Here is a 19,091-nt window from a genome sequence, read left to right as displayed (position 1 = left end):
AGGGCTTACGCCAAAACAACCGCTCCCTTTGGCTGTCGAGGCGAGATGGTGTAATTCCACTCTGGGTGGAAGTCATCGCCGGTGAGGGCGATGGCATCCATTTCGGCGTCGCTCACCTTCAGCCCTTTGGGATAGTCGGTGGTGTCGAGTTCGCAGGCGACCGTCAGGCCGGTTTTGGTGGTGGTCGCGGCGATCAGTTCGACGACGGCGAGGCGACTTGTCAACGGGCGGGCTCGCCATGTCTGGGAAATCTGGCAGAAGAGCCGGTGCTCGATCTTGTTCCACTTCGAGGTGCCCGGCGGATAGTGGCTGACCTGGATGCTCAAGCCGGTTTCATCGGCCAATGCCTGGAGTTCGCGCTTCCACAGCCGCACCCGCGCCCCATTGGAGCCTCCGCAGTCGGCGGTGATCAGCAGTCGCTTGGCGCTGGGATAGCGCGCGCGGCCCATTTTCTCCAGCCACAGCCGGATGGCATTGACGGCGAACTGGGCGGTGTCGTGGGTGATGCCGACGCTGACCCAGCCGCTGTTGTCGGTGACGTCGTAGACGCCGTACGGGATCGCCTTGCCCAGCGTCTTGTCAGCGAAGTCGTGGCCGTTGACCCGGCGCGGACGCCCTTTGGCGCGCCAGTCGGTGCCGGGGTTCTTGAAGTTGCCGATCAACTCCTTCTTCTTGGTATCGACCGAGATCACCGGCTGCTCGGCGGCCTGGAAGGCGAGGACCTGGGCGTTGATGTGCTCGAACTGGCCGTCGCGGTCGGGATGGCTGCGCCCTTCATTGGCCTTGAAATTGCCTTGTCGGCTGAAGCCGAGCGTGCGCAACAGACGGCGAACCGTGTTGGCCGACACCCGGTGGCCCAGGTCACGCAGCGCCGCCGCCAGCTTCGCGACGCTCTTCGAGACCCAGAGCAGCGGCCGTATCGGGTCGCCGAGCGTCGCCGGTTCGACCAGACGCAGCAGATCCTGCGCCAGCGTGGCATCGGTGTCGCTCAGCCTCTTGCGCCCGCCGCCCGGCCGCCGGACCCGCTGGTCACGCGCGGTGCCCGCATCAAGCTCCTTCAGCCCCCGGCCGATGGTGCTGCGGGCTATGCCGGTGGCCCGCGCCACCGCGGCCAGCCCGCCATGGCCCAGCGCACGCACTTGCGTGGCCGCGAACAGCCGCCGCCCGCGTTCGTCCAGATCCGGGCGCAGCAGCTGGTAATGGCGGCGGATCTCAGCTTCATCAATCATGCCGCAGAGTCTAACCGCTCAGCCCACGCCTGAGAATCGCCTACCCGCAGTTGTGACCATCCGATTCTGTTGTTTTGGCCAAAGCCCTTAGGGCGTAGCTTTGACCATCTATGCACACAAACGGCTGGTGTCACTCCAACTGACTTGTTTGTGCGCCGATTCCGCTCAGCCTACGCGGCTCGGTTGTTTTTTCCTCAAAGACCCTCGATGCTAAATGGACGATTGCTCAGCGGTGTGGTATTTGCCTTGTGTCGTGCTTGTGTTTATCCACTTCTGGGGCAAGTCGTATGAGCACATACCAACTTCACATTTTCATTAGCCACTCATGGTCATACTCAGGTCACTACGAAAAGCTCGCGGAGTGGATCTTTGAGACTAATTGGAGCTTTGGGCAAGCTTCAGTAAATTTCTTGGACTTCTCGGTGCCTAAGAGCGACCCAATCTACAATGCTCCAACAGATAGGGCTTTAAAGGACGCGATTTATGCAAAGATCGCTCGTAGCCACGTCGTCATGATTCCAACGGGCATGTACGCCAATTACAGTAAATGGATTCAAAAAGAAATTGACGGCTCGAATGCGTACAATAAACCCATCCTAGGTGTTGATCCTTGGAGCCAGATACGCACTGCTTCCGTGGTCCAACGCGCGGCCCGATTGACAGTTGGATGGAATTCAAAATCGGTCGCTCAGGGAATCTGGGACCTTTACAGGGGAATTTGACGTATGCGTAAAGCACTCATTATCGGAGTTGACTATTATCAGTACATTTCCGGCCTCCACGGGTGTGTGAACGATGCTCACAGCGTTAAGAGCGTGCTTGAACGAAACAGTGACGGCACGGTCAATTTCGGGGTGAAGATCCTCACGGGAACCGGCTCTGATGACGCGATCACAAGAACACAGCTGAAGGAAGCCGTGCGCGAACTCTTTGCAGACCAAATAGAAACCGCGCTACTGTATTTTGCTGGCCATGGTTACATAGAGACCACGGGTGGCTACCTATGCGCGAGTGATTGCAAAGCTGGCGATGATGGTTTGGCATTGGCCGAAGTGATGACGCTAGCAAACAGATCGCCCGCGCGCAACCGGATTGTCGTCTTAGACAGTTGCCACTCGGGATGCGCTGGTAACGACCTGAGTAATCAGAAGCACGCCGATTTGTCCGAGGGTATAACCATTCTTACTGCTTCGACAGCGGAGCAATATGCCAGCGAGAAGAATGGCGCAGGCGTATTCACAAACTTGTTCGTGGATGCCCTTAGCGGAGCGGCAGGGAATTTGGTCGGCGACGTTACTCCAGGTTCCGTTTATGCTCACATCGACCAGTCTCTAGGACCCTGGCAACAGCGCCCCGTTTTCAAGACTAACGTCAAAAGCTTCGTTTCCCTTCGTAAGGTCCAAGCGCCGATCAGCTTGGCCGACCTCCACCGCTTTACCGAACTCTTTCCCACGCCTGGTTTTGAGTTCCCACTTGACCCCACCTACGAGCCTGAAAGCGATTGCCCGAACCCTAGCAACACGGAAAAGTTTGCGGTACTCCAGAAATACAACAGGGTAAATCTCCTGGTACCTGTTGGCGCTCCGCATATGTATCACGCGGCAATGGAAAGCAAGTCATGCAAGCTCACCGTCCTTGGGGAGCACTACCGGCGACTTGTTGAGGGCGAATGCATCTAGTTTAAGGAGAATTTCACCATGCCAAAGGTATTCATATCGCACAAAAGCGAAGACTCTCTAGCTGCTGGGAAAATTGCCGAACGTCTGCGAACCAACGCGGTGGACTGCTACCTGGATGTCATCGATCCTGTTGAGGTTAAGGATGGCCCGGATCTCAGCAATTATATTCGTAGCCGTATGACGGAATGCACTCAGCTGATGGCCGTCGTCTCTTCTGCGACGCAAAACTCATGGTGGGTGCCATGGGAAATCGGTGTCGCAATGGAGAAGGACTTCACAATCACCTCCTTCGTTACGCAGACTGTTCCGACAATTCCCAGCTACCTAAAAAAGTGGCCTTTTCTGCGAACTGCGGAAGATATCGACCTATATGCTAGGCACATCAAAACATTTGATAGTAGGCGCCGAGTGGAAAAACTAACAGAAAGCATGGAAATCTTCAACAAAAGCGCTCCACGGGACGTCGCCGATTTTCATAGAACTCTGAAGAGGCAACTGGGGCAATAAGAATACTCTAAAAGCTGATTGGAGAGCACGCTGTTCGCAACCATTATATTCACACAGGCAGGCCAGTAGCTTTCCACCCCAGCGCCTTATCCCCGAAGTGGAGTTGCCCTGGAAAAGTGGAGAGCCTTCTGAGACAACAACGCGGATCAGGAGGCCTCCATGAGCCCAACCAAACAGCGGAAAGTTACGGAAGAGTTCAAGCGTGAAGTGGTGCGGCTGACCGAGACGAGCGGTCGGACTGTGGCGCAGGTCGCCGGTGATCTGGGGATCGGCAAGTCGACGCTGACGCGGTGGAAAACCCAATTCAAAGAGGCCGATGTTCTGTCTGGTCCTCACGACGACGTGCAAAAGGAACTGACACGGCTTCGGCTTGAAAATAAAATTCTCCGTCAGGAACGGGACCTCTTAAAAAACGCGGCGGCCTTCTTCGCCAAGGAAACAAGTCGATGATTTATGAAGCCATCGACGCGAAGAAAGCTGAAATACCGGTGCATCGCGGCTGCTGTCTTTTTGGGGTCAGCATGAGCGGATATTATGCCTGGAAACGTCGCCAACCCAGTCGTCGTCAATACGACGACATGATCGTGCTCGCTCACATCCGAAACCATTTTGCTCTATCGCATGAAACCTACGGCTCTCCTCGAATGCATGCTGAGTTGAAGGCTGACGGTGTGAGCGGCGGTCGCCATCGCATCGCCCGCCTGATGCGGGACAACGGCATGAAAGCGCTGCAAAAAAGACGATACAAGAAGACGACCGACAGCGACCATGGCGGCCCGGTCGCGCCGAATGTTCTGGATCAGGATTTCAGCGCTGCCTCGCCAAATTAAAAGTGGGGAGCCGACATCTCCTACATCTGGACCGCCGAAGGCTGGCTGTATCTCGCCATCGTGGTGGATCTGCATTCCCGCCGGATCATCGGTTAGGCCACGAGCGACCGAATGAAGAAAGATTTGGCGATAAGCGCGCTGCGAAGAGCCATCGCTTTGCGCCGTCCCTCACCATCCATCAGTTTTTTGTTTCCAGAGCGGTGGCAACGGCAGCGCGTTGAGGATGAGGCGTGTGATGCAGCGCAAGCCTCTGGTAAAGAGCGACATTTTGGAGCGTGCAACCTTCTTCGGGCGGTGCTTCAGGTCTTTTTTTCGGCGGGTGTCGGATTGGTTTCTGTGTCCCATTGGCCGGTCGACACGGCGGTGTAGAGCGCCAGCGTCATCACCAGCAACAGGCGGGCGAGACGGTCGGGACGCTGGATCTGGGTGTCTTCGACGCCAAAGCCGCGCGACTTGAAATCGGAGAACATCGGCTCGATAGCCCACCGGTTCGAATAATCCAGTGTTTTCAGATAGCCCGGCACGCTCGGTATGGCGACGATCCAAGGCTCGTCATGATCCGGGTCGTGGATGATGCCGATATTGGTTGTCGCCTTCTTCGCCGTCAATTGCACGTTCTCTAGAGTGAAGACGCGGGCAGCCGCCAGTTCGCCGGTGGTGTGCCGCTCAGCGCCGTCGCGAACAACGAGATTGCCTTTCAGCCGCAGGCGATAGTCCCAATTTTGCTCCTGACACAAAGAGATAAGGTCCGTATCTATCCGGCGAGGGCCGCCTTGAAGGCATCGCGGTTCGCTGTCTTGTCTGGGGTGTTTTTGCGAACCACCTCTTACGAGCGCACTTATGACGGGATCGGTATCGAAGGCTGAGATTTTGCCGGGGCCGGAGCGGCGTCGGCGCTGGAGCGTCGACCAGAAGCTGGCGATCGTGGCGGAGATGGAGCGGGCGGGATCCTCGGGCAGCGCGGTGGCGCGGCGCTACGGGATTTCCACCGGCCTGCTCTACACGTGGCGTCGACAATCGCAGGGGCTGGTCACGCGCGGCCGGACGCGAACGTCCAAAGCGGCGCCGGCTAGCTTCCTAGCGGTGGTCGTCCGGACGGAGGAAGAGGTGGCGGCGGTCGCGCTGTCGCCGCCAACGCAGGCTTCCATCGCTCCGCCCTCCATCCCGGCCCCGGCGGCCGCGGTGGAGGGCGGGCCGGTGCCGGCGGAGGGCGTGATCGAGATCGAACTGTCGGGCGGGCACCGTCTGCGGGTCGATCGCCATGTCGACGCCGAGGCGCTCCGGCGGGTTCTGTTGGTGTTGGGGGCGTGATGGCGCCGACGGCGCCCGGAACGCGGGTGTGGCTGGCGGCGGGCTTTTCGGACATGCGCCGGGGTTGGGCCGGTCTGGCGCTCCAGGTCCAGGAGGTCCTCGGGCACGATCCGCACAGCGGGCATCTGTTCATTTTCCGGGGGCACCGCAGTGACCTGATCAAAGTGATCTGGCACGACGGCCAAGGCATGTGCCTGTTTTCCAAGAGGCTGGAGCGTGGCCGGTTCCTCTGGCCCTCGCCGACCGACGGGGTGGTGGCGATCAGCCTGGGACAGATGGGCTATCTCCTGGAAGGAATCGACTGGCGCCTGCCCCAGAAGACCTGGCGTCCCGAAGCCGCCGGATGACTGCGGCACGATGAATCAGGCGGCGGGTCCAAGGCCGGAAAGCCATCAACTCTGGGCCGTTTCATCGTAAAATGGCGGCCATGGACGCCATCCCGGACGACATCGCCGCTCTGCGCACCGCCTTGGCCGCGGCCGAGGCCCGGGCCTGCGTGGCGGAAGCCGAAGCCGCCTGGGCGGTGGCCAAAGCGTCCGGCGCCGACGCCCTGATCGCGCATCTGAAGCTGGAGATCGAAAAGCTGCGCCGGGACCTTTACGGGCAGCGTTCCGAGCGCAAGACCCGGCTGCTCGACCAACTGGAACTTCAGCTCGAAGAGCTCGAGGCGACGGCGAGCGAGGACGAGGCGGCGGCCGAACGGGCGGCGGCCAAGGCCCGCACCCTGGCGGCCTTGCCCCGCAAGAAACCCGCGCGCCAGCCGTTCTCCGCGCATCTGCCGCGCGAGCGCGTCGTGGTGCCGGCTCCCGCCACCTGTCCGTGCTGCGGCTCGGACAAACTGTGCAAGCTGGGCGAGACCGTCACCGAAACGCTGGAGAGCATCCCGCGTCAGTGGAAGGTGATCCAGACCGTGCGGGAAGAGTTCTCCTGCCGGTCCTGCGCGACGATCAGCCAGCCGCCGGCGCCGTTCCACGTCACTCCGCGCGGCTGGATCGGTCCCAGCCTGCTGGCCATGATTTTGTTCGAGAAATTCGGCCAACATCAGCCGCTGAACCGGCAGGCCGAGCGCTTCGCCCGTGAGGGCGTCCCGCTGAGCCTGTCGACGCTGGCCGACCAGGTTGGAACCGGCTGCGCGGCGCTGAAGCCGTTGCATGACCTGATGGAAGCGCATGTCCTGGCGGCCGAACGCCTGCACGGCGACGACACCACCGTGCCGGTGCTGGCCAAGGGAAAGGCCGACACCGCGCGCGCCTGGGTCTACGTCCGCGACGACCGGCCGTTCGGCGGCCCCGCCCCGCCGGCGGCGGTGTTCTATTATTCCCGGGATCGCCGGGGCGAGCATCCCGAACGCCATCTGGAAGGCTTCACCGGCCTCCTCCAGGCCGACGCCTATGCCGGGTACAACCGGCTCTACGATCCTGGACGCACCCCCAGCCCGGTGCGCGACGTCCTCTGCTGGGCGCATGCGCGTCGGAAATTCTTCGTGCTGGCCGACATCGCCGCCACCGCCCGGCGCGGCAAGGACGCCCCGCCCATCTCCCCGATGGCGCTGGAGGCGGTGACCCGGATCGACCGGCTGTTCGACATCGAGCGCGCGATCAACGGGCTGCCGGCCGACCGGCGGCTGGCCGTGCGCACTGAACTGAGCGCCCCGCTGGTGGCCGAACTGGAAGCCTGGATGCGGGCCGAACGCACCCGGCTTTCCCGCCATGCCCCCGTCGCCAAGGCGATGGACTACATGCTCAAGCGGTGGGACGGCTTCACCCGCTTCCTGCACGACGGCCGCCTGTGCCTCACCAACAACGCCGCCGAACGCGCCCTGCGCGGCATCGCTCTGGGCCGGAAAGCCTGGTTGTTCTGCGGCTCCGATCACGGCGGCCAGCGGGCGGCGATCCTCTACGGCTTGATTGCCACGGCCAAGATGAACGACGTCGATCCCCAGGCCTGGCTCGCCGATGTTCTCGCCCGCATCGCCGACATCCCACAGACCCGGCTCCACGACCTGTTGCCCTGGAACTGGCGGCCGGCGGCGGGGCTGAAGGAGGCTGTCGCATGACGTCTCCGCGTCGCTCCGCCGGACCATCGGACTCCGAAAAGGCCGCCATCGTTGCGGCCTGCCAGAACTTCATCGACGAGGTGCTGAAGCCCCGGTTCCTGCCAATCATCCGCCCGACCGCGTTCAACTATCCCATCGACATCTCGGGCAAATGGCACGGGAACCGCTATCGCTTCCTGCAACGCTATCGATCCGGCTTTCCAGAGAACCTCGGGGACGAGTTCGACAGCCCGTTCGCCCGCCTCGACTGGAGGGGCCGCGACCGCTTCGATATCCAATGGTTCCGCCATACCGGAACGTGGCACTGCCTCTATCGCGACGTGTCGCTGACCGAAGCCTTGAAAATCTTGGAAACCGATGGGATCTTGCATCCCCTATAGCACCATCCTCGCGGCGCTCACCGGAGCGATACGACCGTCATCGCTCAGTCGGCACAGAACCTCGCGGGCGAACGGGGCCATCACTGCGTCCGGATTGATCAGCCGGTTCATCAGAACCCGTGTAATCCATTGATAACGCATGTCGATCCGCGCGACATCGCGGAGAAGCCCGGCCGCCAGAGCCATCAGATTGGCGCTGCGGACATCCAGCATCGTCGCCACCAGAAGCGCCAGATTCGCCCGCTGCGTCTTGCGCTGATCGGGAAGAAGCCGCTGCAACTCCACGGCGATGCCAGCCGCGATACCTGTGACCCCGTCCATCGTCGCCGTCCGCAAAAATCAAAGCGGACTCTTCGAATCACACGCCGATTCCTGCCGTCAATAGCTTTCTTTCGTAAACTGATGGATGGTGAGGCACCGTCCCCCGAAGGACGTTGTTCATCACTCGGATCGTGGGAGCCAATATTGCTCTGCGGATTATCAGAAAATACTGAAAGATGGCGGCTTTGTCATATCAATGAGCGGAAAGGGGAATTGCTACGACAACGCCATGGTTGAAACTGTGTTCAAGACGCTGAAGGCTGAACTTATCTGGAGAACAATTTTCCTGTCCAGATCAGCCGCTAAAATCTCCATTGGACGCTACATCGACGGGTTCTATAATCCTGTGCGGCGACATTCGGCGCTTGGCTACAAAAGCCCATGCGATTTCGAGGCTGCCGCATAGCCAAAAGCCGAAGGCTCTCCTCTTTTCCAGGGCAACTCCATCCGCTTGATGACCCCCGATCAGGTCCATTACGGGCAAGCTGACGCCGTGTATGCCGCCCGGCAGGAAACCCTCGACCGCGTCTTTCGCAGCAATCCAGAACGGTTCGTCCGCAAAAGGCCCGAACCGCCCGCCAAGCCAATCGAAGCCTGGATCAATCCACCCCAAAAGCCGGAAATCATCCAAGCCTAAATCGCAAATCGGCCCGTCTCATAATCGTTGACACGTTCCGTGGGGGCTGTACGAGATGCACGGCAATGTGTGGGAATGGTGCGCCGATTGGAAAAGAACCTACAGTGCGGAGCCGGAAACCGACCCGCGCGGCCAGGAGAGCGTCTTCGCCGAGCGCGTCCTTCGCGGCGGGTCCTGGATCAACTTCGCGCGGAGCGCCCGCGCCGCGTGCCGCCTTCGGTTCCCCCCGGTTGGCCGCAGCGACTACGTCGGCTTTCGGTGCGCCCGAGTTCAGGCGTGACAGGCAAGCCAGGGGGAGGCGTCGGCGGGCTTGCCCCTTGGTCGCCCCAAGCGGAGCGGCGGGGCGCCATGAGGCGAGAGCGCCGACGCGGTCGGGGACGAGGATTATCAAGGCCCCCAGCAAGGGGCGCGGAAGATTTGCCGGGCTGTCGGATGTGAGGTGATGGATCATGCAACTGCGTTTCTTCACCATCCCGGTTCATGGCGGCGACGAGGCCGCCACCCGGATGGCCGCAACTCCACCATTGGCTTTCGGCGCGCGGGTGGCCGGGGTGGAATCCTGGCGACGGCCGGCCGGTTGGTCGCCTCTGTTTCCGGGCGTCGCACCATGACCCCCATCATCGACAAGGGCTGGCATCCCCTGGCCGACGGCAACCCGCCGGATTGGGCCAGCGAATGGGGCCAGGACCGCTACGGCGTCTTCGTCGCCTTCACGGTCGCGGACGTCACCCAGCGTCTGCGCTGGATCCCGCCGGGCCGGTTCCTGATGGGATCGCCGGAGGATGAGCCGGGACGCTACGACGATGAAGGCCCACAGCACGCGGTGACGCTCAGCCGGGGCTATTGGCTGTTTGACACGCCTTGCACGCAAGCGCTGTGGCAGGCGGTGATGGGCGCCAACCCGAGCGAGTTCAAGTCGCCCGACCGCCCGGTGGAGACGGTGAGTTGGAACGACGTCCAGGATTTTCTGGCTCGGATCAACGGTCGGCTTCCGGGTCTTGATCTGGCGCTGCCGACGGAGGCGCAATGGGAACACGCCTGCCGCGCGGGAACCGCCACGGCGCTGCACAGCGGCGCCATCGCAATCCTGGGCGAAAACAACGCCCCGGCGCTGGATCCGATCGCATGGTATTGCGGGAACAGCGGAGTCGGCTTCGATCTGGACAATGGCGTGGACAGCACGGACTGGCCGGAGAAGCAGCACCCGCATGAGACAGCGGGGACGCGTCCGGTCGGTCGCAAGCGTCCGAACCCCTGGGGCCTGCACGACACGCTGGGGAACGTCTGGGAATGGTGCGCCGAAGGGCGACGGACCTACACGGCCCAGCCGGAAACTGACCCGCGCGGCCCGGAGAGCGCCGTCGCCGTGCGCGTCCTTCGCGGTGGGTCCTGGTTCTACAGCGCGCGGTACGCCCGCGCCGCGTGCCGCAATCGGTACCACCCGGATGACCGCTACGACTTCATCGGCTTTCGGTGCGCCCGAGTTCAACCGTGAGCAAGCCAGGGGGAAGCGGCGGCGGGCTTGCCCCTTGGTCGCTCCAAGCGGAGCGGCGGGGCGCCATGGGGCGAGAGCGTCGGCGCGGCAAGGGGATAGGACCATCAAGGCCCCCCGCAGGGGCCGCTGAAGCCGGTGCCCCCGGGACGTTCAGCGACACGGCGTCTTTTGCCCGAGACATGAGGGCGTAAAACGCAACATGGGTTCGTCGGGACAGTGACAAAAACGGTCTGCCCATGCCCTGGAAACGGCGAAGGCCGTCGGCTGGGCGCCGACGGCCTCGCTGTCGCGGAAAGGTGAGATTCTGGCGCAGATTTTCTCTCACCAAAAATCTTTTCCACAGCCCATCGATGTGACGTTTTTGTTGCTCCGTCATTCACTCGCCGGCAGTTCATAACTTAGAAAAATATATAAAATAAACTGGAAAAATGAGTATCATCGAGTCCACCACGTACCAATTGGGCGCATTTCTGACCATGAACCACATTTCCTGGCTGCACTTGTCCGATTGGCATCAGAGTGGAGTAAATTTCGACCGGAAGGTTTTGCGGGACAAGCTGCTTGCGGATATCGAGAGCCGCAGCGGCATTGATCCGCGCCTTGAGTCGATTGACTTCGTCGTGTTCAGCGGCGACGCCGCTCACAACGGCGCGGAAGCGGAATTGGCGGCGATCCGCGACCAGCTGTTCAAACCGCTTCTGAACCTTCTGAATTTGTCGCCGGACCGGCTGTTTCTGGTGCCCGGCAATCATGACCTGGATCGGGGAGCGATCAAGGATTTCTTGTCTGCGGAACTCCAAGCGCCGTTGACCAAGGACGCGGACGTCCAAAAATGGCTAGGCGATGCGGAACGCCTCGGGCACGTGCTACGGCCGTTTCGCGCGTATGCGGACTTCGTCACCCAATACACCGGCCAACTAAGCCCGGCTTACGCCAGCGTGAAGCGCCTGACTCTCGCCGGTCGGTCGGTGGCATTGCTGGGCTTCAATTCGGCCTGGATGTGCGCCCGCAACAAGGTGGATGGCCAAGTGCGCGACCATGGCCATCTTGTGGTCGGCGAACCGCAGATTCATGACGCCTTGGCCGCGACCGCCGACAGCGATCTGCGCATCGTCGTCCTGCATCACGCGTTTGAATGGTTGGCGGAGTTTGATCGTGCCCGCGTGGAATCGCGCCTCAAGGACGAGGCCGACATCATCCTCTGGGGCCATGAGCATCGCCCCCAGGTTCGGCACGAGATGGGCACCGATGGGCAGTGCCTCATCGTGCCGGCGGGAGCGGCCTTCGACGGGCGGGTCGCCAACAATCCGCGCTACACCAACGCCTATAATTTCGTGGCGCTCGATCTGGATGCCGGGCGCGGCGTTGTCCATCTGCGTCGCTGGAACGACAGCAAGACCCGCTGGGCCAAGGACACGGACAGTTGCGAGGACGGGCGGTTTGACGTCGCCTTGCCTGCGGGGCTGACGCGGTCGCCGACCGCAACCGAGGGGACGGGCGACCCTGGGGGAGGGGACACGCCGAGCGGCGACGTCGGTCCGGCCCGCAAGGGTGACGGCGCGGGCGCTCAAGGCGCCGCCGATGCGCGATCCCCGTCGCGGGAGCAGCGCTTTCAAGACATGAAGGAGGAGATGGCCGACATTCTGGCGGTCTCTCCCCCCGCCATGAGCGCGCTGGAGACCGCGATTGGTTTGGCGAGCGCCGGTCCTGCTGGGCCGACGGGGGCGCCCGACGACCGGGCGGCGCGTTTGCGCGATCATCTGCTGAACAATCTTCCGTTTGACGAGGCGGTGAATGGGCTGACGCGGGCCTACAAAAACATCCAAAAAAGCCACCGTGGCGACTCCTCCGCCCGCCGGGCCATTGTGCAAACCAGTGCGTGGCTGTTGCCCTGGCTGCATGTTGTGAGCGATGCGGTTGATTGCGGCCCCTGGGAAAACAACGACATCGGTGCCGTTCTGCCGCTGCCCGCCGGGTTGAAATGCTTTGCCGAGATTGTCATGGCTGGAATTGACGTTCGCAAACCCAAATTCCACCCGGTCAAGGATCCATTGGCCTGGCCATCCTCCTCCTACGCCGCCGAATCCAACTTGCCGGAGCAAGGTTTTTGTCAAAAGAACCTCGATACGGTTCGTCACGATCTGATGAAACGCCTTGGCGTTTCTTCGGAGATTTTCGACAAATCCGATGCGGAAAAGGATGGGTCGATCCGCAAACGCATCGCGTACTTCCTTGAAAAGCAAGGAACAAGAATCTTCATGATCTGCAACGCCAGCGATGGCCACGATGAAGAGTTCCTGGAGCGGATCGCCACCGCGTATCCCGGATTGGGCGTCATCAAACTGGCTGGCGACGTGGTTCGTGATCAGGATCGGTTTGACAACATCCGCCATCTTCTTGATTTCCAGGACAACGACGCGTGACCGACCTCATCCCCGCCCCCGCATCTCCGACCGCCGTCCGTCGGGTCGAACTCGTCGGCCAGAGCGGCCAGGATGATCGGGTCCATTTGCTCCGGGCGCGCGAGATCCACGCGATCAACGCGGCGATCACCGCCGGGCGGCCCCTTCTGGTGCGGGGCGAACCCGGCGTCGGCAAAAGCCAGTTGGCGCGCGCCGCCGCTACGGCGCTGGGGCGCGCCTTCGTCAAGCACGTGATCGACTCCCACACCGAATCCCGCGATCTGATGTGGAGCTTTGACGCCGTGAAACGGCTGGCCGAGGCGCAACTCGCCGGCGCGCTCCGCGACGACATCGCCAAGGCGCGGTCTGACCTGGCGGTTGAACGTTTCCTGCACCCCGGCCCGCTGTGGTGGGCCTTCGATTGGACGAACGCTGAGGCGCAGGCGGCGTTGGCGCAGGCCGAGCGCCCCTCCCAGCCCGACGACGGGGATTGGCGGCAGGGTTGCGTCCTGCTGCTCGACGAGATCGACAAGGCGGAGGCCGAGGTTCCCAACGGGCTGTTGGAAGCCTTGGGCGCGCGGGAATTCACCCCGGTCGGGCATCGCGGCCCGGTGCGCGCCACCGGGATCCCTCCCCTGGTGGTCATCACCACCAACGAGGAGCGGGTGCTGCCCGACGCTTTCCTGCGCCGCTGTCTGGTTCTGCGTCTCAGCCTACCGGAGACGAAGGAGGATTTGACCGCCTTCCTCGTCGCGCGCGGACGGGCGCATTTTCCGCAGGCGAGCGTCGCCTTGCTGCGCAAAGCGGCCGAACTGCTGCACACGGATCGGGCGGCGGCGATCCACGAGCAAATCCGGCCATATCCCGGACAGGCGGAGTATCTTGATCTGCTGCGCGCCGTCCTCGGCATGGCGCGGGGGACCCGCAACCACATCAAGATGCTGGCGGTCATCCGGGATTACACCCTGCGCAAGCAGGCCGATTCCGTGACGACCGCTTGACGCCGGGCGCCCATGACGGATTCCCGCCACACCATGAAAGCGCCGACCCGGCCTCAGCCTCGGGGCGCTTGCGGCTACGCCGACCTCCTTCTCGGTTATGCCACCGGCGGACAGCAGGGCTTGGCGGCGATCGCGGCGCTGACCGGCTATCAGCCGGGGCCACGCCGGGTCCCGGAGGATCGCCCCACCGCCCAACCGCCCCCCCCGGCGGCGGCGTCCCCGGCGGCGGCGCCCCTGGAGTTCATCGAAAGGCCACGGGCCGAACTTCCGGTCTGGCAACCGACGGAACGGGTGTTCCTGAACAGCTTGGCGGAGCCGCCGCCGCCCCCACCGCCGCCGCCGCCGCCGGACTGGGACAAACCCGCCGCCCACACCGATCTGGCCCCGTGGAACGCGCTGCTGCCCTGGATGCGCGCCGCCGCCGCCGCCAGGACGGCGGGCAAGGCGCCGGACATCGCGGTGCTGCTCCGCCGCGTCGGCAAGGGCGCGTTGCTCGATCATCTGCCTCGGCGGTTGCGGCGGCGCTGGGGCGCGGGCGTGCAGATCATCACCGATCGCGGCGAGCGTCTGGTCCCCTTCTACGAGGATCAGGCCCGGCTGGAGAGCAGGCTGGTCGGCCTGTTTCCCGGCCATGGGGTGGAGCGCGGGACAGCCTTCGACGGTTTCGACGACCCGGTGCTCACCGACCGGCGCGGCGATCCGGCGTCCTACCGTCCGCCGCCGTCGGGAACGCTGGTGGTGGTGCTGGGCGACCTTGGCTGTCTGGCGGGCAATCCAGAGCGGCTGGTCGCGCGCTGGATCGCCTTTGGTCGGCGGCTGGCGGCGGCGGGTTGCCGGGCGGTTGCCGTCACCCCCTGCCCACGGGCGCGCTGGCGGCCCGGTCTGGCGCGCTGGTGGACGATGGTGGAGTGGGACCGTCGAGCGGCGTCGCCGTCCGATCCCGCCGCCTTGACCGGGCGGAGCGAACGGCTGCTGACCCTGGTGTCGCCCGCCATCCGGCTGGAGCCGACGTTGCTGCGCGACATCCGTCGGCTGCTTGGCCCGGCGGCGGACGCCGGGACGGAGGCCGATCTGTGGCAGCACCGCGCGCTGACCGGACGGTCGAGCGTGGCTGGCGCCCTCGATCCCGACATCGCCGCCAAGCGGCGCGCGGTCTTCCATCAGCAGGAACGGGAACTGGCGCCGGCGGTGGCCGAGGCGCTGCGCCGCCACCGCGCCGGTCTCGCGCGGGAAATCTGGATGGAGGAACTGCTGCGGCTCGACCCGGCGATTCTGCCCGCCGCCATCCGCGACCATGATCTGCCTTGGGCGCGCCGCCACGCGATCGATGTGTTGCCGACGCTGGCGGACCATGCCGGCGGCCTTGCCTATGGCCGACGGTTTGGTCGGCGCGGTCTGGCCGATGTCCAAGGTCGGGAGGACACGGCGCTGTGCGTCGCCCTGTCCCGTATGTATGCCGAGGCATTCCCCGACCCCGCCGACCGCCCGCCGCCGCCGCCGGGTTTCCACCCAAGGCTGCTTGGAGACGGTGGACAACCGGAACGCAGTGTCGAATTGCGCCAGATCGGCGACGATCTGGTCCTTCAGGCGCCCGGTGACGGTCCAGGCAGCCCGCTGACCACCCTGCGCACCGCCAACGGCGAAATCCAACTCGTCGAGGAGGACGAAGACGACCGCAACGCCTTCTGGAAGAGCGGGAAACCGCCCTCCTGGGCGCAGGACTGGGGGTGGGACGAATTCGGGGCGTGGGTGACGTTCACGGTCGGAAGCGTCACCCAGCGTCTGCGCTGGATTCCACCGGGCCGCTTCCTGATGGGATCGCCGGAGGATGAGCCGGAGCGCAAGGCCGACGAAGGCCCGCAGCATGAGGTGACGCTCAGCCGGGGCTATTGGCTGTTTGACACGGCCTGCACGCAAGCGCTGTGGCGGGCGGTGATGGGCAAGAACCCCAGCCGTTTCACGGGCGACGACCGGCATCCGATGGACAGCGTCAGTTGGAATGACGTACAGGGCTTCCTGACGCGGCTGAACGACCAAGTTCCGGGGCTTGCTCTGGGTTTGCCGACGGAGGCGCAATGGGAGTACGCCTGCCGGGCCGGAACGACGACGCCCTTCAGATTCGGGACCACCATCACGCCGGAGCAGGTCAATTATAACGGCAATTTCCCGTATGCTGACGGCGCCAAGGGGCTTTACCGCGCCCGAACGGTTCCAGTGGGGAGCCTGCCGCCCAACCCGTGGGGACTGTATGAGATGCAGGGCAACTTATGGGAATGGTGCGCCGATGGGGTGCGGGACTACGCGGCCCGGCCTGAAACCGACCCACGCGGCCCGAACAGCTACGACGCCAAACGCATCCTTCGCGGCGGATCTTGGTTTAACGGTGCGGTGCTCGTCCGCGTCGCCTGCCGCGATCATCTCCTACCGTGGTTCCGCAACAGTCGCATTGGCTTTCGGTGCGCCCGAGTTCAGGCCGGGAGCCAAGCCAGCCCGGAAGGCGCAGCGGAGCCGACGGCCCCGGCGTTGCCTCGGCTGGCGGAGCGCCGGGGAACGCGGGGGGCGGTGGGTAGAGCGGTCCTGCGCGTTGAGTCCGGGACCGGCGGGGGCGCCCGCTGCCCATGGCCCCAGGCTCCGGTTGTCCGCATCCGCACGGATCGCGAGGAGCTGCGCGTCGAACGGATCACCCGGCCCGCTTGGGCCGACGCTCTGGGCCGCGACCGTTTCGGCCTGTGGACGGAAATCGTGGTGGAGCCGGAGGGCGGTGGCGATTCCGTCACCCAGCGCCTGCGCTGGATCCCGCCGTGTCGGTTCCTCATGGGATCGCCGGAGGATGAACCGTTGCGCAATGACAATGAAGGCCCACAGCACGCGGTGACGCTCAGCCGGGGCTATTGGCTGTTTGACACGGCCTGCACCCAAGCGCTGTGGCAGGCGGTGATGGGCGAAAATCCCAGCCGTCTCACGGGCGACGACCGGCGTCCGGTGGACAGCGTCAGTTGGAACGACGTTCAGGGCTTCCTGACGCGGCTCAACGCGGGCCGACCGGGGCTTGAGTTGAGCCTGCCGACGGAGGCGCAATGGGAACACGCCTGTCGGGCCGGGACGACGACGCCCTTCAGCTTCGGCGTCGCCATCACGCCGGAGCAGGTCAATTATAACGGCCATTATCCGTATACCGACGACGCCAAGGGGCTTTTCCGCAAAGAAACGGTCCCGGTGGCGAGCCTGCCGCCCAACGCGTGGGGGCTGTACGAGATGCACGGCAATGTGTGGGAATGGTGTGCCGATGGGCAACGGGACTACAGTGCGGAGGCGGAAACCGACCCACGAGGCCCGGAGAGCGTCGGCGCCAAGCGGGTCCTTCGCGGCGGGTCCTGGAAGGACCGCGCGCGGATCGCCCGCGCTGCGTGCCGCTATTGGAACCTCCCGGTTGACCGCTTCGGCAACTTTGGCTTTCGGTGCGTCCGAGTTCAGGCGTGACCGGCTAGCCAGGGGGAAGCGGCGGCGGGCAAGAGGATCATCAACGCCCCCCGCAGGGGTCGCGGAACATGTGCCGGGCTGTCGGATGTGAGGTGACGGATCATGCAACTGCGTTTCTTCACCATCCCGGTCCATGGCGGCGACGAGGCCGCCACCCGGATGGCCACAACTCCACCATTGGCTTTCGGTGCGCGGGTGGCCTGGGTGGAACCCTGGCGACGGCTCGCCGGTTGGTCGCCTCTGTTGTCGGGCGTCGCGTCATGAGCGCCGTCATCGACAAGGGCTGGCATCCCCTGGCCGATGGCAACCCGCCGGATTGGGCGAGCGAATGGGGCCAGGACCGTTACGGCGTGTTCGTCGCCGTAACGGTGGCGGACGTGACCCAGCGTCTGCGCTGGATCCCGCCCGGCCGGTTCCTGATGGGATCGCCGGAGGATGAACCGGGACGCTTTGACAATGAAGGTCCGCAGCACGCGGTGACGCTCAGCCGTGGCTATTGGCTGTTCGACACGCCCTGCACGCAGGCGCTGTGGCAAGCGGTGATGGGCGAGAACCCAAGTCGTTTCAAGTCGCCCGACCGACCGGTGGAAACGGTGAGTTGGAACGACGCCCAGAATTTTCTGACCCGGATCAACGGGCGGGTTCCGGGGCTTGATCTGACGCTGCCGACGGAGGCGCAATGGGAACACGCCTGCCGGGCCGGTACCACGACAGCGCTCTACAGCGGCGACATCGCAATCCTGGGCGAACGGAATGCTCCGGCGCTGGACCCGATCGCGTGGTATGGCGGGAACAGCGGGGTTGGCTTCGATCTGGACAATGGCGAGGACAGCACGGGCTGGCCGGAGAAGCAGCACCCGCATGAGACAGCCGGGACTCGTCCCGTCGCCCGCAAGCGCCCGAATCCCTGGGGCCTGCACGACACGCTGGGGAACGTCTTGGAATGGTGCGCCGATGGACGGCGTGACTACACGACGCAGTCGGAAACCAATCCGCGTGGCCTGGTCAACCCCGACGCTAAACGTGTCCTTCGCGGCGGGGCCTGGAAGGGCAAAGCAAGTTTTGCACGCGCCGCGAACCGCGTTTGGTACCTTCCAGATGTACGCGATGGCCCCTTTGGCTTTCGGTGTGCCCGACTTCAGACATGACCGGCCAGCCAGTGAGAAGCGGCAACGGGCTTGATCCATGGTCGCTCCAAGCAGAGCGGCGGGGCGCCAAGGGGCGAGAGCGCCGACGCGGGAGGGGGGCAAAACCATTAAGGCCCCCGCAGAGCGCGCGGAAATCGGTGTTCCTGGGGCTCTCCACGACACAGCGTCTTCTGCCCGAGACATGAGGGCGTAAAGAGCAACATGGGTTCGCCGAGACAGTGCCAAAAACGGTCGATCCATGCCCTGGAAACGGCGAAGGCCGCCGGTTGACTGCCGACGGCCTCGCTGTCGCGGAAGGGTGCGGATTGTGTCGTCAGTGATCGCGGGCACTATTTTGTCGCGTCCACGATGCCAAACAGCGCGTAGAGCAGCGCGCTGATGGCGTGGAGAGCGGCCATGCTCACATGCCCGGCCTGCCAGGCGATCCGCGCCACCGCGAGATAGGTTCCTGCCTGCGCCCAATACAAAAGAAGGATCGGGGAAGACAGGATGGAAAGAAGAATTGAGATCATGACATCCTCCATTGGGAAATGGTTTGAATGGAGTGTAGATCTCAACCCGATACGCGAATACGCGATTGTTGTTTTGGAGAAAATAATAGAACCGAACTGTCAA

At 63.7% G+C, this 19,091-nt stretch carries 19 protein-coding genes and 3 pseudogenes; 18 read left to right on the top strand and 4 right to left on the bottom strand.

The window, feature by feature from the left end:
• Nucleotides 1-5: 5 nt before the first annotated feature.
• A complete protein-coding gene (locus D3877_RS08715; RefSeq protein ID WP_119830232.1) occupies nt 6-1,229 on the bottom strand; it encodes an ISAzo13 family transposase in 1,224 nt (407 codons plus the stop codon).
• Nucleotides 1,230-1,516: 287 nt separating this feature from the next.
• Between D3877_RS08715 and D3877_RS31015 the strand changes: the two genes are divergently transcribed.
• The 4 genes and pseudogenes from D3877_RS31015 to D3877_RS30500 all read left to right on the top strand — a co-directional run.
• The gene (locus D3877_RS31015) at nt 1,517-1,951 is read left to right on the top strand and encodes a TIR domain-containing protein (RefSeq protein WP_119830231.1); all 435 of its coding nucleotides are present in this window, start codon (nt 1,517-1,519) and stop codon (nt 1,949-1,951) included.
• 3 nt (nt 1,952-1,954) lie between these two features.
• Nucleotides 1,955-2,908 carry a caspase family protein gene (locus D3877_RS08705; RefSeq protein ID WP_119830230.1) on the top strand — a complete coding sequence of 318 codons (954 nt, stop codon included), beginning with the start codon at nt 1,955-1,957 and terminating at the stop codon, nt 2,906-2,908.
• A gap of 18 nt (nt 2,909-2,926) precedes the next feature.
• Nucleotides 2,927-3,415 (top strand): toll/interleukin-1 receptor domain-containing protein, encoded by a 489-nt coding sequence (locus D3877_RS08700; RefSeq protein WP_119830229.1) that lies wholly within the window; start codon nt 2,927-2,929, stop codon nt 3,413-3,415.
• Between the two features lie 159 nt (nt 3,416-3,574).
• Nucleotides 3,575-4,413 (top strand): annotated as a pseudogene (locus D3877_RS30500) (IS3 family transposase); the annotation flags it as partial.
• Nucleotides 4,414-4,544: 131 nt separating this feature from the next.
• On the opposite strand, the gene D3877_RS08685 reads toward D3877_RS30500, so the two are convergent.
• Nucleotides 4,545-4,988: a transposase gene (locus tag D3877_RS08685; RefSeq protein WP_338014597.1), complete on the bottom strand. Its 444-nt coding sequence runs from the start codon at nt 4,986-4,988 to the stop codon at nt 4,545-4,547.
• A gap of 97 nt (nt 4,989-5,085) precedes the next feature.
• Between D3877_RS08685 and tnpA the strand changes: the two genes are divergently transcribed.
• The 4 genes from tnpA to D3877_RS08665 all read left to right on the top strand — a co-directional run bounded on the left by tnpA (nt 5,086) and on the right by D3877_RS08665 (nt 7,992).
• Nucleotides 5,086-5,556, top strand: a complete 471-nt coding sequence (gene tnpA, locus D3877_RS08680) for an IS66-like element accessory protein TnpA (RefSeq protein ID WP_119830225.1) — start codon at nt 5,086-5,088, stop codon at nt 5,554-5,556.
• Nucleotides 5,556-5,903 (top strand): IS66 family insertion sequence element accessory protein TnpB, encoded by a 348-nt coding sequence (gene tnpB, locus D3877_RS08675; protein ID WP_119830224.1) that lies wholly within the window; start codon nt 5,556-5,558, stop codon nt 5,901-5,903. Before tnpA ends, tnpB begins: the two co-directional genes overlap by 1 nt.
• An 80-nt stretch (nt 5,904-5,983) precedes the next feature.
• The gene (gene tnpC / locus D3877_RS08670; protein WP_420796886.1) at nt 5,984-7,612 is read left to right on the top strand and encodes an IS66 family transposase; all 1,629 of its coding nucleotides are present in this window, start codon (nt 5,984-5,986) and stop codon (nt 7,610-7,612) included.
• The gene (locus D3877_RS08665; RefSeq protein ID WP_119830222.1) at nt 7,609-7,992 is read left to right on the top strand and encodes a DUF3024 domain-containing protein; all 384 of its coding nucleotides are present in this window, start codon (nt 7,609-7,611) and stop codon (nt 7,990-7,992) included. Before tnpC ends, D3877_RS08665 begins: the two co-directional genes overlap by 4 nt.
• Here the strand turns inward: D3877_RS08665 and D3877_RS08660 are convergent.
• Nucleotides 7,987-8,313 carry a hypothetical protein gene (locus D3877_RS08660; RefSeq protein WP_119830221.1) on the bottom strand — a complete coding sequence of 109 codons (327 nt, stop codon included), beginning with the start codon at nt 8,311-8,313 and terminating at the stop codon, nt 7,987-7,989. The two genes, D3877_RS08665 and D3877_RS08660, sit on opposite strands and share 6 nt — an antisense overlap.
• A gap of 100 nt (nt 8,314-8,413) precedes the next feature.
• On the opposite strand from D3877_RS08660, the pseudogene D3877_RS08655 reads away from it, so the two are divergent.
• The 10 genes and pseudogenes from D3877_RS08655 to D3877_RS08615 form a co-directional block, all read left to right on the top strand.
• Nucleotides 8,414-8,719 (top strand): annotated as a pseudogene (locus tag D3877_RS08655) (integrase core domain-containing protein); the annotation flags it as partial.
• Between the two features lie 39 nt (nt 8,720-8,758).
• Nucleotides 8,759-8,950: pseudogene (locus tag D3877_RS08650) on the top strand (IS3 family transposase); the annotation flags it as partial.
• Between the two features lie 46 nt (nt 8,951-8,996).
• Nucleotides 8,997-9,230 (top strand): formylglycine-generating enzyme family protein, encoded by a 234-nt coding sequence (locus D3877_RS31010; protein ID WP_420796892.1) that lies wholly within the window; start codon nt 8,997-8,999, stop codon nt 9,228-9,230.
• Nucleotides 9,231-9,399: 169 nt separating this feature from the next.
• Complete coding sequence (locus tag D3877_RS29785) at nt 9,400-9,561, top strand: hypothetical protein (RefSeq protein WP_158599820.1); 162 nt, start codon at nt 9,400-9,402, stop codon at nt 9,559-9,561.
• A complete protein-coding gene (locus tag D3877_RS08640; RefSeq protein ID WP_119830219.1) occupies nt 9,558-10,445 on the top strand; it encodes a formylglycine-generating enzyme family protein in 888 nt (295 codons plus the stop codon). Before D3877_RS29785 ends, D3877_RS08640 begins: the two co-directional genes overlap by 4 nt.
• 428 nt (nt 10,446-10,873) lie before the next feature.
• A complete protein-coding gene (locus tag D3877_RS08635) occupies nt 10,874-12,868 on the top strand; it encodes a metallophosphoesterase family protein (protein WP_119830218.1) in 1,995 nt (664 codons plus the stop codon).
• Entirely contained in the window at nt 12,865-13,848 is a 984-nt protein-coding gene (locus tag D3877_RS08630; RefSeq protein ID WP_199720728.1) for an AAA family ATPase, read from the top strand. Before D3877_RS08635 ends, D3877_RS08630 begins: the two co-directional genes overlap by 4 nt.
• Nucleotides 13,849-13,881: 33 nt before the next feature.
• Entirely contained in the window at nt 13,882-17,328 is a 3,447-nt protein-coding gene (locus D3877_RS30180; protein ID WP_199720727.1) for a formylglycine-generating enzyme family protein, read from the top strand.
• A gap of 102 nt (nt 17,329-17,430) precedes the next feature.
• Nucleotides 17,431-17,592: a hypothetical protein gene (locus D3877_RS29780; RefSeq protein ID WP_158599818.1), complete on the top strand. Its 162-nt coding sequence runs from the start codon at nt 17,431-17,433 to the stop codon at nt 17,590-17,592.
• A complete protein-coding gene (locus D3877_RS08615; protein WP_119830217.1) occupies nt 17,589-18,476 on the top strand; it encodes a formylglycine-generating enzyme family protein in 888 nt (295 codons plus the stop codon). The genes D3877_RS29780 and D3877_RS08615 overlap by 4 nt, the downstream gene beginning before the upstream one ends.
• A 329-nt stretch (nt 18,477-18,805) precedes the next feature.
• On the opposite strand, the gene D3877_RS08610 is transcribed toward D3877_RS08615, so the two are convergent.
• The gene (locus D3877_RS08610) at nt 18,806-18,988 is read right to left on the bottom strand and encodes a hypothetical protein (RefSeq protein ID WP_147395119.1); all 183 of its coding nucleotides are present in this window, start codon (nt 18,986-18,988) and stop codon (nt 18,806-18,808) included.
• Nucleotides 18,989-19,091: the final 103 nt, after the last annotated feature.

The sequence above is a fragment of the Azospirillum cavernae genome, assembly GCF_003590795.1.
GTDB lineage: Bacteria > Pseudomonadota > Alphaproteobacteria > Azospirillales > Azospirillaceae > Azospirillum > Azospirillum cavernae.
This window is presented reverse-complemented; position numbering and strand designations above follow the sequence as displayed.

Excerpts from the sequence above, each read along its gene's own strand:
- D3877_RS30180 (WP_199720727.1), top strand. The coding sequence starts at position 13,882 with ATGAAAGCGCCGACCCGGCCTCAGCCTCGGGGCGCTTGCGGCTACGCC.
- D3877_RS31015 (WP_119830231.1), top strand. The coding sequence starts at position 1,517 with ATGAGCACATACCAACTTCACATTTTCATTAGCCACTCATGGTCATAC.
- D3877_RS08715 (WP_119830232.1), bottom strand. The coding sequence starts at position 1,229 with ATGATTGATGAAGCTGAGATCCGCCGCCATTACCAGCTGCTGCGCCCG.
- D3877_RS08635 (WP_119830218.1), top strand. The coding sequence starts at position 10,874 with ATGAGTATCATCGAGTCCACCACGTACCAATTGGGCGCATTTCTGACC.
- D3877_RS29785 (WP_158599820.1), top strand. The coding sequence starts at position 9,400 with ATGCAACTGCGTTTCTTCACCATCCCGGTTCATGGCGGCGACGAGGCC.
- D3877_RS08615 (WP_119830217.1), top strand. The coding sequence starts at position 17,589 with ATGAGCGCCGTCATCGACAAGGGCTGGCATCCCCTGGCCGATGGCAAC.
- D3877_RS08705 (WP_119830230.1), top strand. The coding sequence starts at position 1,955 with ATGCGTAAAGCACTCATTATCGGAGTTGACTATTATCAGTACATTTCC.
- D3877_RS08640 (WP_119830219.1), top strand. The coding sequence starts at position 9,558 with ATGACCCCCATCATCGACAAGGGCTGGCATCCCCTGGCCGACGGCAAC.
- D3877_RS08610 (WP_147395119.1), bottom strand. The coding sequence starts at position 18,988 with ATGATCTCAATTCTTCTTTCCATCCTGTCTTCCCCGATCCTTCTTTTG.
- D3877_RS08665 (WP_119830222.1), top strand. The coding sequence starts at position 7,609 with ATGACGTCTCCGCGTCGCTCCGCCGGACCATCGGACTCCGAAAAGGCC.
- tnpC (WP_420796886.1), top strand. The coding sequence starts at position 5,984 with ATGGACGCCATCCCGGACGACATCGCCGCTCTGCGCACCGCCTTGGCC.
- tnpA (WP_119830225.1), top strand. The coding sequence starts at position 5,086 with ATGACGGGATCGGTATCGAAGGCTGAGATTTTGCCGGGGCCGGAGCGG.
- D3877_RS08660 (WP_119830221.1), bottom strand. The coding sequence starts at position 8,313 with ATGGACGGGGTCACAGGTATCGCGGCTGGCATCGCCGTGGAGTTGCAG.
- tnpB (WP_119830224.1), top strand. The coding sequence starts at position 5,556 with ATGGCGCCGACGGCGCCCGGAACGCGGGTGTGGCTGGCGGCGGGCTTT.
- D3877_RS29780 (WP_158599818.1), top strand. The coding sequence starts at position 17,431 with ATGCAACTGCGTTTCTTCACCATCCCGGTCCATGGCGGCGACGAGGCC.
- D3877_RS08700 (WP_119830229.1), top strand. The coding sequence starts at position 2,927 with ATGCCAAAGGTATTCATATCGCACAAAAGCGAAGACTCTCTAGCTGCT.